General features: G+C 68.3%; 12 protein-coding genes. 3 read left to right on the top strand and 9 right to left on the bottom strand.

Features of this window, described 5'->3' with window-relative positions; all coding sequences use genetic code 11:
- Nucleotides 1-32: 32 nt before the first annotated feature.
- The 6 genes from ACT54L_RS04355 to ACT54L_RS04380 all read right to left on the bottom strand — a co-directional run bounded on the left by ACT54L_RS04355 (nucleotide 33) and on the right by ACT54L_RS04380 (nucleotide 5,057).
- Nucleotides 33-956, bottom strand: a complete 924-nt coding sequence (locus ACT54L_RS04355) for a sugar kinase (RefSeq protein ID WP_476084302.1) — start codon at nucleotides 954-956, stop codon at nucleotides 33-35.
- A 150-nt stretch (nucleotides 957-1,106) separates the two neighbouring features.
- Nucleotides 1,107-1,769: a lysozyme inhibitor LprI family protein gene (locus ACT54L_RS04360; protein ID WP_476084303.1), complete on the bottom strand. Its 663-nt coding sequence runs from the start codon at nucleotides 1,767-1,769 to the stop codon at nucleotides 1,107-1,109.
- A gap of 109 nt (nucleotides 1,770-1,878) precedes the next feature.
- Complete coding sequence (locus ACT54L_RS04365; protein ID WP_476084304.1) at nucleotides 1,879-3,063, bottom strand: pyridoxal phosphate-dependent aminotransferase; 1,185 nt, start codon at nucleotides 3,061-3,063, stop codon at nucleotides 1,879-1,881.
- A gap of 64 nt (nucleotides 3,064-3,127) precedes the next feature.
- The gene (locus ACT54L_RS04370) at nucleotides 3,128-3,538 is read right to left on the bottom strand and encodes a PIN-like domain-containing protein (protein ID WP_476084414.1); all 411 of its coding nucleotides are present in this window, start codon (nucleotides 3,536-3,538) and stop codon (nucleotides 3,128-3,130) included.
- Between the two features lie 5 nt (nucleotides 3,539-3,543).
- Nucleotides 3,544-4,239, bottom strand: coding sequence for a hypothetical protein (locus ACT54L_RS04375; protein WP_476084305.1), 696 nt, complete (start codon nucleotides 4,237-4,239; stop codon nucleotides 3,544-3,546).
- Nucleotides 4,240-4,334: 95 nt separating this feature from the next.
- The gene (locus tag ACT54L_RS04380) at nucleotides 4,335-5,057 is read right to left on the bottom strand and encodes a GntR family transcriptional regulator (RefSeq protein ID WP_476084306.1); all 723 of its coding nucleotides are present in this window, start codon (nucleotides 5,055-5,057) and stop codon (nucleotides 4,335-4,337) included.
- Between the two features lie 133 nt (nucleotides 5,058-5,190).
- Between ACT54L_RS04380 and ACT54L_RS04385 the strand changes: the two genes are divergently transcribed.
- The 3 genes from ACT54L_RS04385 (at nucleotide 5,191) to ACT54L_RS04395 (ending at nucleotide 8,807) form a co-directional block, all read left to right on the top strand.
- On the top strand, nucleotides 5,191-6,177 hold the full coding sequence (locus tag ACT54L_RS04385) for a Bug family tripartite tricarboxylate transporter substrate binding protein (RefSeq protein WP_476084307.1): 987 nt from the start codon (nucleotides 5,191-5,193) through the stop codon (nucleotides 6,175-6,177).
- Between the two features lie 93 nt (nucleotides 6,178-6,270).
- Entirely contained in the window at nucleotides 6,271-8,010 is a 1,740-nt protein-coding gene (araD, locus tag ACT54L_RS04390; protein ID WP_476084308.1) for an L-arabinonate dehydratase, read from the top strand.
- A 29-nt stretch (nucleotides 8,011-8,039) separates the two neighbouring features.
- Nucleotides 8,040-8,807: an aldolase/citrate lyase family protein gene (locus tag ACT54L_RS04395; protein WP_476084309.1), complete on the top strand. Its 768-nt coding sequence runs from the start codon at nucleotides 8,040-8,042 to the stop codon at nucleotides 8,805-8,807.
- 81 nt (nucleotides 8,808-8,888) lie between these two features.
- On the opposite strand, the gene ACT54L_RS04400 is transcribed toward ACT54L_RS04395, so the two are convergent.
- From ACT54L_RS04400 to wecB, 3 genes are all read right to left on the bottom strand, one after another.
- On the bottom strand, nucleotides 8,889-11,000 hold the full coding sequence (locus ACT54L_RS04400) for a glycosyl transferase family protein (RefSeq protein WP_476084310.1): 2,112 nt from the start codon (nucleotides 10,998-11,000) through the stop codon (nucleotides 8,889-8,891).
- A 115-nt stretch (nucleotides 11,001-11,115) separates the two neighbouring features.
- Nucleotides 11,116-13,485 (bottom strand): hypothetical protein, encoded by a 2,370-nt coding sequence (locus ACT54L_RS04405; RefSeq protein ID WP_476084311.1) that lies wholly within the window; start codon nucleotides 13,483-13,485, stop codon nucleotides 11,116-11,118.
- A gap of 122 nt (nucleotides 13,486-13,607) precedes the next feature.
- A complete protein-coding gene (gene wecB, locus ACT54L_RS04410; protein ID WP_476084312.1) occupies nucleotides 13,608-14,753 on the bottom strand; it encodes a non-hydrolyzing UDP-N-acetylglucosamine 2-epimerase in 1,146 nt (381 codons plus the stop codon).
- Between the last annotated feature and the right edge of the window lie 10 nt (nucleotides 14,754-14,763).

Raw genomic sequence — 14,763 nt, forward strand, 5'->3', positions numbered from 1 at the left:
GACGACCCGGGCCCCGCGCCCGGGTCTTTCCCTCAGTGGGCGCTGACCCCTGCCTGGATGGCGCGGGGAATGATGGCGCCGCGATGCATGATGACCTCGGCGGCCAGGCGATGGCCGGCGAGCGCCGCGTCCAGCGGGCTCTGGCCCTTCAGGCGGGCGGCGAGATAGCCGGCATTGAAGCTGTCGCCGGCACCCGTGGTGTCCACGGGCATCACCTCCCGCTCCACCGGCACCTCGATGGTCTGGCCGTCCGCATAGACGAGGGCGCCGCCCGGACCGTTCTTCACCACCACCTCGGACACGCCATAGGTGGTGATGCGCTCGATGGTGGCGCGCGGCGAGGCATCGCCCCACAGGGCCACCTCATCCTCGAAGGTGGGGAGCGCCACCGAGGCCCGCTTCAGCGCCTCCGCGAACACCGTGCGGGCCCGCCCGAGATCCCCGCCCCAGCCGCGCGGGCGGAAATTGCCGTCGAATACCCGCCAGGCGCCGCGCTCGCCGGCCATTTCCAGCGTGGCCAGGAAGCGCCCGAGGCCGGTATTGGTATAAAGCGACAAGGTGATGCCGGAGAAATAGACCGCCTTGGCCGCCACCAGTTGCTGGGCGATCTCCTGCCAGCCGTCCAGCTCGAACAGGCTGCGGGCGGGGGCGCTGTCGCGCCAGTAATGGAAGGTGCGCTCGCCCTTGTCGTCGGTGGTGATGAGATAGAGGCCGGGCACGCGCCCCTTGGCGATGAGGACGGTGCGCCCCGCCAGCCCCTCGGCGGCGGCAAGGTCCAGGATCTGGCTGGAGAAGGCATCGTCCCCGAGCGCGGTGGCATAGGAGGTCTCGATGCCGGCGCGGGAGAGATAGACGGCGGTGTTGAACGTATCGCCGCCAAAGGCGAGGCCGAAGCGGCCATCGGCGCCCCGCGCCAGCTCCACCATCACCTCGCCCACGGAAACAACCTGAACCATTCTCTCTCCCCAGTGCGCGCCGGAGCCCGCCCTTATGGTGCGTGAGGCCGACACGAAGCGGCCGGATCTGGAGGCGCACCTTTGGCCAAGCGGACGGGCGGCGCAAGCCCTTGGCGGGCGAAACTGAACCGTTTCAAATGGCTGATAGCCTCAATCCACCGGCGGCGCGGTGCCCTTCAGCCAGGTGGCGGGGCGCAGGCCCACATTGGCGGCGGGCGCCGCCGCCACCGGCGTGGGCGGGGTGGCCGGCACCTCGCCATAGCGCAGGCGCAGATCCGCCGCGCGGCGCTCATTGGTGACGATCAGGCAGAGCGAACGATGCTCGAAATTGCCGATGGCCCGGCCGCCCTCGAAGGGGGCGACCGCCTGGCAATCCATGTTGCGGAACAGGAGGAAGCGCGAATGGGTCTCCTGCAATTGCCCCTTCCAGCGGGCCCGTTGGGTGCCCATGAGGTCGGCGCGCGCCTCGATCACCGCGATGGCCGTGTCGAGCGTCGCCTCCAGCACGGTCTCGCTGAGATGGACCGCATCATAAAGGCAGCGGTTGAACTCGCGCGGGGACAACTGGCCGCGCGGGCAGCGCGCGCCCAGCGGCCAGGCGGCCCCCACGTCCGGCGCATCCTTTCCCTCACCCAGGCTCCCCGCGCGCTGCGGCGCGGGGGCGAGCTGGTGGGTGAGAACCTGTGCCGGCGTCGGCCCGGCGCGGGAGGGACCGCCCTCCGGCGAAAGCGTGGCCCCGCCCAGATCCGCCATCCAGCCGTGCACCGCGGTGGCCCAGCGCGGCTGCGCCCACAAGGTCAGCGCAACGCCCAAGGCTACCCCCAAGGACAGGCCAAGGCTCAAGCCCAAGGCCAAGCCAGAACCCCACGCGCGCCCGGTCCGCCGCCCGCCCTGTGACGTTCGGGCAGCGCTCATCCGCCCGTCAGGCCGCGTCGCGGCGGGCGAGGAAGGCGCCCATGCGGTCGAGGGCGATGCGGATATTGTCCGCCGAATTGGCATAGGACAGGCGGATATAGCCCTCGCCATGGATGCCGAAGTCCGGCCCGCCGATCACCGCCACGCCCGCCTCCTCCAGGAGCGCGGAGGCCAGCGCCTTGGCCGAGCGCCAGCCGGTGCCGGACACGTTGGGGAAGGCATAGAAGGCGCCCTTGGGCGTGGCGCAGGAGACGCCCGGCAAGGCGTTCAGGCCATCCACCACAATGCGGCGGCGGGCATTGAACTCCGCCACCATGTCCGCCACCGGCTGCTGCGGCCCCTCAAGGGCCGCGATGCCGGCATATTGGGTGGCCGCGTTCACGCACGACCAAGCATTCACCGAGAGCTTGCGCACCTGGTCATAGAGCGCCTGCGGCCAGATGGAATAGCCGAGCCGCCAGCCGGTCATGGCATAGGTCTTGGACCAGCCATTGAGCAGGATCAGCCGGTCGCGAATCTCGGGATAGGCCAGAAGGGTCTGGTGCTGCTCGCCGTCGAAGACGAAATGGTCGTAAATCTCATCCGACATGAGCGCCACATGGGGATGGGCGGCCAGGCCCTTCACCAGCTTGTCGATCTCGGCCTTGGGGGTGACGCCCCCGGTGGGGTTGGCGGGCGAGTTGATGATGAGGAGCCGCGTCGCCGGCGTGATGAGCGCCAAGGTCTCCTCCGCCGAGAAGGCAAAGCCGTTCTCCTCGCGGATCGGCACCGCCACCGGGGTGGCGCCCGTATGCTCGATCATGGAGCGATAGATGGGGAAGCCGGGATCGGGATAGAGGATCTCCGCGCCGGGCTCACCGAACAGGCGGATGGCCGCATACATGGTGACCTTGCCGCCGGGCACGATCATGACGAGCCCGGGGTCCACCTCCACGCCATAGCGGCGGTTCAGATCGCGGGCCACCGCCTCGCGCAAAGGCAGGATGCCCACCGAGGGCGTATAGCCGTGCTGGCCATCCTGAAGCGCCTTGACCGCCGCCTCGACGATATGCGCAGGCGTGCGGAAATCCGGCTGGCCGATACCCAGATTGATGATGTCCTTCCCCTGCCCCGCCAGCACGGTCGCCCGGGCAAGGACGGCAAAGGCATTCTCCTCGCCGATGCGATCGAAGGCGGCGACGGTGGTGAGCATGGCGGTTCCTCCCGGCGGTGCGTCCGCCTTGAACGGGTTTATGTAAGCCTGGGTTGGAATAGACCTAGAGCGGCAATTGTCTCAAGCGCGTCGTTTTTCCGATGGGAATTTCATGCATGCTCGGCGGCGCAATCAGCTTTGTCACCTGCTCGATCTCCGGCCACTTCCAGACCAGAGTGGCGGCGACCTGGTGAAGCGGCGTCTTCTGATAGGACGGGGCCAGGACAAAGCCGTGAAGTCCGGCAGAGCGAAGGGCCAATCGCTCGGCGGGATTTCTGAGAACCCGCGTGTCGCCGGTGATGAAAATCCAGACATGCGGCGAACGGTGGAGATGACCGATCCACTCGACGTCGGAGGCATTCCTCCCCCGTTCCAAGCCTGGAACATCCTTGATGTGAAAAGCGCGGTGACCGTCGATCGAAATAAAACCATCAAGCGTCGAAGCCAGCACGGGAGCTGTGCAATTGTCGAACATCACGTTCAAGCAGCGGCCCTCAGTTCGAGGTCGGCCTCGAACTCCAGGGCACGCTTGACCGAGGCGCGCGGCACCTCAAAGAGCCGCGCCGCGCGGTCCAGGCCCTCGACACGTGCTGCGTTGGCGAGAGTGGTTGTCGGAACCCCGGAGACGGCCTCTATGGGCTGGCCGAAGGACCGGTCGGGGTCGATGACGATCTGACCCTTACGTCCCTTCGGCCACCAAAGGGCCGGCTTGCCCCCGCTGTCGAACTCGACGCCCTTAAGCGAAGGATGCAGCACTTCCGCGAATGCATATTGTCGGCGCAAGGTATCGAGCAGCTTCTCGGACTGCGGGTCTGTTCCTTCGCCCTCGATCACGCGAATGAAAATGTCCTTCCCATCTGTGCGGAAGCGATCCGACGATAAGGGATGGTCGAGACCATAGATTTCGCGGGCCACTTGAATGGCCGACCTGACGCGCTGGGGAGAGATACCAAAGGCGATGAAAGCGGATGCGACGCGAACTTCCATCAGATCGTGGAAGCCCAAGCAGAGCTTCTCATCAGCCGTGGTTTTCACCTGGGGCAGCCAAAGCGGCTCGTAGACCTTGCCGTTCGCCGTGTGGCCGCGCAGCCAACGCGCAATCTTGGCCGCAGAGACCCCAGTCAGGCGCTCTGCCTCCGTCGGAGTGTACAAGCCTATGCCCACGAACTCGAACATGCATCCTCCAAACACCTTATAGCAGGCGTCGTTCTCCCTGGACTGTCAAGAACTGAGGCGCCTGCAAACTGCGCGCTCTCCTTCGGCCTTTCCCCTCAATCCCTGAAATAGTCCGGATGGGTCCGCCGCATGCCCTCGGCGGAGGCGAGCGAGCGGGAGAGGTGGTCGCGGACGGCGGCCTGGGCGGCGGGGGCATCGCCTTGGGCGACGGCGTCGACGATGGCGGTGTGGTCGCGGACGATCTGCGGCGCCTTGCCGGCGATGGGCAGGTTGAGCCGCCGCAGCCGGTCGATATGCCCGCTCCAGCGGCGCACCAGGGCCCAGAGCTCGGCCGCGTCCGCCGTCTCGCACAAGGTGGCATGGAAGGCCCTGTCCTCGCCGTCGAAGGCGTCCAGGTCCCCGGCCTCCAGGAAAGCGGACTGGCGGAAGAGCACCGCGCGCAAGGCGGCCACTGCCTCGTCCCGCTCCTCCTGGGCGCACAAAAGGCGCACCGCCTCCTGCTCGATGGAACGGCGCAGGAATTGGGCACGGCGCGCCTGGGAGAGGTCGATGGGGCTCACCCGCGTGGCATGCTGGGGGAAGACATCCACCAGCCCTTCTTCCTCCAACCGCATCAGGGCATCGCGCACGGGGGTGGAGGACACGCCGAACAAATCCTGGAGCGCGGCGCGCGGCAGCACCGTGCCGGGCGGCAACACCAGCGTGACGATCTTTTCCCGCAGATAGTCGAACACCTGCGGCGCCGCCTGCCGCGAGCGGTCCCGTGCGGGGCGCGGCAAGTCGGGGGGCAGGGTCTGCGGGTCCAAGGGGCGGTTCATGGCCTTCCTGTTAGCACAGATGCGCCTTGACGCGCTAATGCATTAGTGTTTCAGTTTCGCCAGACCCGCCTCAGACGGGCATCCATGCGCCCTGCAAAAAGGGCGCGCAGGGAAACGCCAGGGGAGTCCCCCAATGCCACCGTTCAAGCTCTTTTGCGCGACGCTTCTCGGCGTTGCGCTCGCCGCGCCGTGCCTGACCGCGCCGGCCCTTGCCGCCGGCTATCCCGACCGCCCCGTCACCGTGGTCGTGCCCTTCCCGGCCGGCGGGGCTTCCGACAGCACGGCCCGCTTCATGCAGCCCAAGATGAGCGAGACCCTCGGCCAGCCGGTGGTGATCGACAATCGCGCCGGCGCCAATGGCGCCACCGGAGCCATCCATGTGGCGAAGTCGCCGGCCGACGGCTACACGCTGCTGGTGGGCTCCATCGGCGTCTTCGCCATCAATCCGGCGCTGATGCCCAATCTCGGCTACAGCCCGCAGAAGGAGTTCGACCTCCTGACGGTGGCGGTGCGCACCCCCAACGTGCTGGTGGCGAACCCCAATTTCCCCGCCAATACGGTGGCCGAGCTGATCGCTTATATGAAGACCAATCCCGGCAAGGTGACGTTTGCCTCCTCCGGCATCGGCTCCTCCGATCATCTCACCGCCGCGCTGTTCTGGCAGAAGACCAAGACCGAAGGCCTGCACGTGCCCTATAAGGGCGGCGGCCCGGCCATCACCGATCTCATCGGCGGCCATGCGGACGTGTCGTTCCAGAATCTGGGCTCGGTCGCCAATCAGGTGAAGGCCGGCAAGCTGAAGATCCTCGCCGTCACCGCCGCCGACCGCACCTCGCTCTTCCCCGACACCCCCACCATGGCGCAGGCCGGCGTGCCAGCGCTCGAGGTCTATTCCTGGCAGGCGGCCGCCGGGCCCAAGGGCCTGCCGGCGGATGTGAAGGCCAAGCTCGTCGCCGCCTTCAAGGCGGCCCTCACCGACCCCGAGGTGATCCGCAAGTTCAACGATATCGGCTTTGAGGTGGTCAACAGCACGCCGGCCGAGTTCGAGGCCTTCCAGGCCAAGGAGCAGACCATGTGGAAGGGCGTGATCGACGAGGGCAAGATCAGCCCCTCCCAGTGAGCCGCACCTGCCGCAGGGCCACCGCCCCCCTTTTTCCCCGCCCGGGTCGCCAAGGCCCGGGCGGGGCTGTCTCCCCTCCCCTCAGGTCCCGTCATGCCAGAGCATAAGAAGACACCGCAGACCCTGCGCAGCGCGCGCTGGTTCTCCGCCGACGATCTGCGCGGCTTCGGCCATCGCTCGCGCATTCTCCAGATGGGCTATGCCCATTCGGACTTCGTGGGCCGCCCCGCCATTGCGATCGTCAACACCTGGTCCGGCATCAATCCCTGCCACGCCCATTTCAAGGAGCGGGTGGAGGATGTGAAGAAGGGGGTGCTCCAGGCGGGGGGCTTTCCCATCGAGCTGCCGGCGCTCTCGCTGGCCGAGAATTTCGTCAAGCCCACCACCATGCTCTACCGCAACTTCCTCGCCATGGAGACGGAGGAGCTGATCCGCTCCCATCCGGTGGACGGCGTGGTGCTCATGGGCGGCTGCGACAAGACCACGCCCGCCCTCATCATGGGCGCCATCAGCGCCGGCCTGCCGGCCATCTTCGTGCCCGCGGGGCCCATGCTGCGGGGCAATTGGAAGGGCAAGGTGCTGGGCTCGGGCTCGGATGCCTGGAAGTTCTGGGACGAGCGCCGCGCCGGCAACATCACCGACCAGGACTGGAAGGACATCGAGGGCGGCATCGCCCGTTCCTACGGCCATTGCATGACCATGGGCACGGCCTCCACCATGACCGCCATCGCCGAGGCCATCGGCTTCACCATGCCGGGCGCCTCCTCCATTCCGGCGGCGGATGCGGGACACATGCGCATGGCGGCGGACGCCGGCCGGCGCATCATCGACATGGTGTGGGAAGACCTGAAGCCCTCGGACATCCTCACCCGCGACAGCTTCGAGAATGCCATCGCGGTGGCCATGGCCATGGGCTGCTCCACCAATGCCATCATCCATGTGCTGGCCATGTCCCGCCGCGCGGGCTGCCCGGTGACGCTCGACGATTTTGAGGCGGCCAGCCGCAAGGTTCCGACCTTGGCCAATGTCCGGCCCACCGGCGACACCTACCTGATGGAGGACTTCTTCTATGCGGGCGGCCTGACCGCGCTGATGAACCGCATCGGCGGCCACCTGCACCTCGACGCTCTCACCGTCTCCGGCCGCACCGTGGGCGAGAATATTGCGGGCGCTGAAGTCTATAATGACGATGTCATCCGCACGCCCGACCGCCCCGCCACCGACCAGAGCGCCCTTGCGGTTCTGAAGGGGAATCTGGCGCCCGAGGGCTGCGTCATCAAGCCGGGCTGCTGCGAGCCGCGCCTCCTGAAGCATGCCGGCCCCGCTTTGGTGTTCGACGACTATCCCGCCATGAAGGCGGCCATTGACGACGAAAACCTGGAGGTCACGCCCGACCATGTGCTGGTGCTGCGCAATGCCGGGCCGCTGGGCGGGCCGGGCATGCCGGAATGGGGCATGCTGCCGCTGCCAAAGAAACTGGTGAAGCAGGGCGTGCGCGACATGATGCGCATCTCGGACGCCCGCATGAGCGGCACCTCCTATGGCGCCTGCGTGCTCCATGTCTCGCCCGAATCCTATCTGGGCGGGCCGCTCGCCTTGGTCGAGACCGGCGACATCATCGCGGTGGACGTGGAAGCCCGCAGCATCCACCTTCAGGTGGACGAGGCCGAACTGGAGCGCCGCCGGGCCGCCCTCGCCCCGCCGCCGCCGCGCTATGAGCGGGGCTATGGCTGGATGTTCTCCCGCCACATCAAGCAGGCGCACGAAGGGTGCGACTTCGACTTCCTGGAAACCAGCTTCGGCCCCTCCGCGAGCGAGCCGGACATCTTCTGACCGACCTTTTTTTTCACCGGGAGTGAAACGTGGAATTGCCCGTCAACACCTTCAAGGCCGCCATCCATGCCCGCCGCCAGCAGATCGGGCTGTGGTGCTCCATCCCGTCCAACTTCACCGCCGAGATCCTGGCCAATTCCGGCTTCGACTGGCTGCTCATCGACACCGAGCACACCCCCAACGAGCTCGCCAATGTCTACAGCCAGCTCCAGGCGGTGAATGGCGGCACGGCCCATCCCATCGTGCGCATTCCCTGGAACGATGCGGTGGTCATCAAGCGCTATCTGGATGCGGGCGTGCAGACCTTCCTCATCCCCATGGTGCAGAATGCGGAAGAGGCCCGCGCGGCGGTGGCCGCCACGCGCTACCCGCCCAAGGGCATCCGGGGCTTTGCCTCGGCGGCGCGGTCTTCCCGCTTTGGCCGGGTGAAGGACTATTATTCCAAGTGCGAGCAGGAATTGTGCGTGCTGGTGCAGGTGGAGACCCAGACCGCCCTCGACAATCTGGAAGAGATTTGCGCGGTGGAGGGCATTGACGGGGTGTTCATCGGCCCCGGGGACCTGTCCGCCTCCATCGGCTATCTCGGCCGGCAGGGAGAAGAGGCGGTGGTCACCCTCATCGAGGGCGCCATCGGCCGCATCACCAAGGCCGGCAACCGGGCGGGCATCCTCACCCCCGACGCCACGCTCGCCCGCCGCTACATGGCAGCCGGCTGCGTGTTCACGGCGGTGGGTTCGGACAGCGGCCTGCTGGTGCGCCATTCGGAGGCGCTGGCGGCGTCCTTCAAGGCGGGCTGACGCGATCCAACGCTTCGCCCTGGCGCATGTCCCTCACGCGCGCCAGGTGCCCGTTCGCGGACATGCCAGGGAGCGCCGGCCTCAGGCGGCTGACCGCTCCCGCTGCACCTCCAGCCCCCGCCGCAGGGCCTCGGCGGAGACGACACCGCGATGGAGGAGATGCTCGCCGATGCGCCCGTCGCGCTCGGGCTTGTAATCCTCCATGGCGGCCTCGAAGGCCTGCCGCTGCACCAGCCCGAGGGCGATCAGAATGTCGCCCAGAAGCGGCGGCGCGGTCTGCGCATCGAACGTCTCGACCGCGCCGGTGAGCAGGCGCAGGCCGGCGGCGATCTCGCTCTCGCGGGCGACGCACTGGATGGGCGGCTGGCCGAGCGCGTCCGCCAAGGCGACCACCGCATCCCCCCGCAACGGACCGCCCACCGCCACGCGCGGCGCCCCGTCCGCCGCAGGTCCGATGGGCACGCAGCGATAGCGCACGCACAGCTCCACCGGCAGATCGCGGCCGTGCTGCGTCAGCATGTCCGCCGTCAGGAACACGCGGGGCAAGTCCTCCTGGGCGGCAATGGCTTCGGCCAGCGTGTCGTCGTCCAGCCAGCCTTGCGCCACCAGAAGGCGGCCGAGCGGCAATTGGGTCTGGGCCTGCTGCTCCAGGGCCGCGTCCAGCTTGTCCTCCTCCACCACCTGCCAGGAGCGCAGCAATTCCCCGAGCCGGGCGCGGCGCTTGGCCAGCTGGGCCGTGGTGGGAAAGGCGTGGGTGGTCTTGTCCCAGGTCACCCGCGTGCCGAACAGCAGCGAGCCGATGAACAGCTTCCAGGCGCGCGCCGCCGCCATGAAGTTCACGGCGTTGGAGATGACCATGCGCGGCAGCGAGAGCAGGCCCTGCTGCCAGCCATAGAGCAGCCCGACGAAATACATGCGCTGCACCACCCGCAGCGTGAAGGCGATGAAGTTGAAGAACAGGACGAAGATCATGAAGTCGTTGTTGACGAACATGGGCGGGAAGCGCTCGCGCCCAAAGCCCAGCTCGGCCGCAATGAAGAAGCCCAGGAAGTTCAGCAGCACGAAATAGGCGAGGATGGAGACCAGCGAGGTGACGATGGACTTGCGGTCGCGGAACAGGAGGTATTTGGTCGCCCAGGAGCCCGGCCAGCCCAGTTGCACCCAGCTCTGGAGGGCGATGCCCAAGGTCCAGCGCGCCTTCTGGCGATAGGCGGCGCGGAAGGTGTCGGGAAAGAACTCACGCACGCACAAGGGCATGGTGATGGTCGTGGGCTTGTCGGCGGCGCCGAACCAGCTCTTGCGCACCACCCGGTAATGGACGGGGAAGCGCACGAAGATGGACTTCATGTTGCGGCGCGTCAGGCGCAGGCCAATGTCATAGTCCTCGGTCAGGCTGTCGGTGTTGAAGGGCTGGTTGTTGGTTTCCTCGCACAGCGCAAGGAGCGCCTTGCGGGAGAAGCAGGTGCCGACCCCGGCCGAGGGCACCATGCCGGACAGGCTCTCGCGCACCGGCAGGTCCTTGGCATGCCACTCGGCGAACTCGTCCATATAGGTGCCGGCCACCAGTTCGTACCAGTCGCGCTCCAGCGACATGACCGGGATCTGGACCAGCTCCTTGCGATGCACCAGATAGTTGAAGAGGTGCAATTCCAGCGGATGGATCACGTCCTCGCAGTCGTGCAGCACCACGCCAGCGAACTCCACGTCGTGCTGCTGCTCGTAGAGGAAAATGGCCTGCACCACCCAGTTCAGGCAGTCCGCCTTGCAGGTGGGGCCGGGGTGAGGCACCTCCACCCGCTGAAGCTGCTTGAAGCGACGCTTCATGCGCTCCACCTCGGTGATGGTGGCCTCGTCGTTGGGATAGGTGCCGACGAAGATCTGGTAGTTGCGATACTCCAGCGTGCCCACCATGGTGTCGAGCATCACCGCGATGACATTGGCCTCCATCCAGGCCGGCACCATGATGGCGATGGGCTTTTCGGGCGCCTCCCGCAGCCCTTCCGCCGTCAGCGGCTTGTAATGGGGCGCGCGCTTGATGGTGAGGGCGCGGACGATCTCCCGCACCCAGTAATAGGCGTCGATGAACAGGTCATCGAGGCTGGAGATCATGATGAGCACGGCCACCACGGCCGCGATCCATTCCACCGCCGCATAATAGAAGGCGACGGGATAGAGGAGGACGGCGCTCAGCATGGCCGGGCCTTCCCCGCCCGGGAACCGCGGGCCGGCGCGCACCCCTGCCCGGCAGACGGCCGAAGCACCGCCGTCGCAGGAAGGGGGCGGCGCGCCCGTTGTCCCAGCGTGGTCATCAATGGCCCGTCCGGTTCCGGCGGCGCATGGCGCGGGCGGCCAGCAGCAGCACGAAGAACAGCACGATGGCGACGCCGGCGGCGATCGGCCCCCAGGTGGCGCGCTCGCGCCAGGCCATCATCACATAGTCCCAGGGCCGCTGCGCCACCGCCTCGGCGGCACTGGTGGTGTTGATCTGCGCCACCGTCCCCTTGTCGGAAATCACCGCCACATCGCCGGTGCCGAGCTGGAAGGTGGCCGCGCCCGGTCCCGCCCCCAAGGCCCGATAGTCCAGGCCCACCCGCTCACCGGAGGCCATGGCCTGCACCACCGCGACCCGGTCGAGGCCGGTCAGGTCCAGCAGCGTGCGCTCCCCCTCGCCCAGCAGGACGAGCCGGTCGCCGTCGAGGCGCACCTTGCGGGCCGCGCCCTCCACCGGGGCGTCGAAGGCGAGGAAGTTGGCCGTCGGCTTCACGGCGCCGGAGGCCGGCGCCACGACAAGCCGGCCCTGCTCGGGGGAGACCCCGGCGGCCACCATCAGCGAGACCACGCGGGGCAGGCCCTGCAGGGGCGCCTGGAGATAGGCGGGCGGCACGATCACATCCAGCGGGCCGGACAGACGCGCCAGCACGCCGACGAAGTCGGTGGTGGTGGCCTGGTTGTCCGAGACCAGGCGACTCGAAGGCAGCACCGCCACCGGATAGGGCTGCGGCGTCTCCCGGCAGCGATCCCCCATGGGCTGGCGCTGGAACGACACGCGCAGCACGTTGACGGGGGCGAGCGCATAATAGGGCACCTCCACCGACAGGCGCTCCGCCCCGCCATTGCCGCCGAGGCTGCGGGCGCCCAGCAGATAGTCATTGAGGAACACCGAGGCCACCGGCTCGGACGCGGCGGCACTGGGGGCCGCCGCCAGGTCCAGGTCCAGGCGCGAGGGCAGGCCGCCGGCGGTCACCGCCTTGCCGATGTCGAAAGTGGCGCTCCAGTCGCCGCGCACGAGCACGTCGAAGGAGGCGGAGAGGCCGCCGAGGCGGGACAGGGGAATGCCGCGGGCATCGCCGGGGGCATGGGCCAGCGCCGCATCCACCTTCACGGCGGGCACCTGCAGCGTGCGGCGCCAGGTGTCGGAGAGCACCCCGGAGGCGGGGCCGGCGGCGGCGGCATCCACGGCGATCACCGAACGGCCGCCCAGCATGGCGATGTTCAGATTGCGGCCGCTGATCTCCCGCTCGGCGGTGAAGCCGGTGGCCCGCCAGGCATCGAAGGCCGCGAGGGCCTCCGGCCCGGCGGCCGCCATCTGAGTGCGCAGCGCGTCCATGGCCGCAGAAAGCGCGCCCCGCAGCGTGGCATCGCTGACCACCATGTCGGCCACCACCGGGCCATGGCCGGCCAGCATCAGCAGCGCCCCCAGCTCCGCCGCGTCCTTAAGGGTATGGTGCCCGCCGCCGGCCAGGCCGGCGAAGGCGGGGATCGCCCGCAGCGGCTCGGGAATGGTGAGGCCGGCAAGGTCCACCTCGCTTCCCACCGCTGGCAGGACCACGAAGGTGACGCGCTTGCCCCCGCGTTCCAGCACCGTGCCCAGGCGCCAGGCCGCATCGAAGCTTTCCTTCGGCAGGGCGCCGGGCGCCACCAGCACGCGGGTGCGGGCGGGCAGCGCGGTCCAGGCCGTGGTGAGGTCCTGCACCGCGTTGCGGTCGTAGCTGTAGGTCAGGCGGGTGGAGGGCTGCACCTCCAGCACATTGCCGATGGACCGGTCGTCGAAGCACACCTGCTCGGCCACCATGGAGGCCCAGGACACCGTCAGGTCCAGGAAGCCGGTGGCGCGCGGCTGGCCGGAAATGCGCATGGGCGTGGAGAATGTGCCCTCCGGGTCGGTGGGGGAGCTGGCCCATTGGGCGGTGCCGTCCACATAGGCCACCACCGAGGTGCGCCCGCCATCTCCGCGCAGATAGCGCGCGTCCAGCGTCACCACAGCATCCTTGAGGGGAATGCCGGAGGGCACGGGCAAATAGAGGCTGCGGCGGAAATCGGTGCCCGACAGATTGATGGGCCGGACAATGCCGAGATCCGACAGGGCGACGCTCACCTCCACGGTGCCATCGCTCAAGGCCTGGATGGCGGCCGCAAGGGCCGCGGGCGATGCCGGGGCGCGGGGCGCGGCCGGGAGGGCGGGCTGCGCCGGCGCCGGGATCTGCGCCTGGGTCTGGGCCTGGGTCTGGGCTTGGATCTGCGCCTGGCGCTGAAGGGGGGATGGGCGCTGGATGGGCGATTGGGCCGCGGCCGATCCGGTCGTGGCGCAGGCGAGGCCGAGCAGGGCAAGGCCCGCCAGCGCGCCGGCCGCGCGGCCCGGCGCACGAGGTGCGAGGGAGAGAGAATCTGTCTTGCCCACGGTCATGTCCTGCCTGTCAGGCCGCGTGTTTCCCCTGAAGGGACTGCGGCGAACGCCAACTTGGCTCAAATTCGGTTCAAATTGCGCCGGATCGCTCCCGACGGCCGGCCTTGCCATCACGATCATGCGCGCGCTCCCGGTGAAAAGGGCGCGCTGTCCCGCCCCTGCAGGGCCGCGACGATGCGGGCGCATGCCAGCCCGTCGCCATAAGGATTGTTCTGGCGGGCAAAGCGCGCATAGCGCTCCGGTTCGTCCAGCAGCGCACCCACCGCGCCGACGATGCGGTCGGCATCGGTGCCCACCAGTTCCACCGTGCCGGCCGCCACCGCCTCCGGCCGCTCGGTGACTTCGCGCATCACCAGCACCGGCTTGCCGAGGGAGGGCGCCTCCTCCTGCACGCCGCCGGAATCCGTCAGCACCAGATGGCACCGGCGCATGAGATAGACGAAGGGCAGGTAATCCAGGGGCGCGATGAGATGCACATTGGGCCGCCCGCCGAGCAGCCGGTGCACCGGCTCGCGCACCTGGGGATTGAGATGGACGGGATAGACGATCTCGATGTCGGACCGCTCGGCAAGCCGCGCCAGGGCCTCGCAGATGGCGATGAAGCCGGAGCCGAAATTCTCCCGCCGGTGCCCGGTCACCAGAATGAGGCGCCGTCCGGCATCCAGGAAGGCGAACTGGCCGGCGAGGGCGTGGCCCAGCGCGGCGTCGCCGTCGATCCGGGCGAGCGCCAGGAACAGGGCGTCGATCACCGTGTTGCCGGTGACATGGATGGCGCCCGCCAGCCGCTCGCCGCGCAGATTGTCCGCCGCCGCCGGAGTGGGCGCAAAGAGCAGGCCGCACAGACGGTCGGCCACTTGCCGGTTCATTTCCTCCGGCCAGGGCTGGGTGAGGTCATAGGTGCGCAGCCCCGCCTCCACATGGCCGAGTGGAATGCCGCGATTGAACGCGCACAGGGACGCCGCCAGAGCGGTGGTGGTGTCGCCGTGCACCAGCACCCGGTCGGGGCGCACCTCGTCCAGCACCGGATCAAGGGCGGCGAGCACGCGGGCCGTGAGGCCGTTGAGGGTCTGGTTGGGCACCATCACATCAAGGTCGTAATCGGGGGTGATCTGGAACAGGCCGAGCACCTGGTCCAGCATGGCGCGGTGCTGGCCGGTTACGCAGACAAGGGAGGTCAGTCCAGCTTCCGCTTCGATGGCTTTCACCAAAGGCGCCATCTTGATGGCTTCCGGGCGGGTGCCGAACACCGACAATATGCGCATGATCCCTCGC

It is taken from the genome of Aquabacter sp. DMC10 (genome assembly GCF_056314145.1).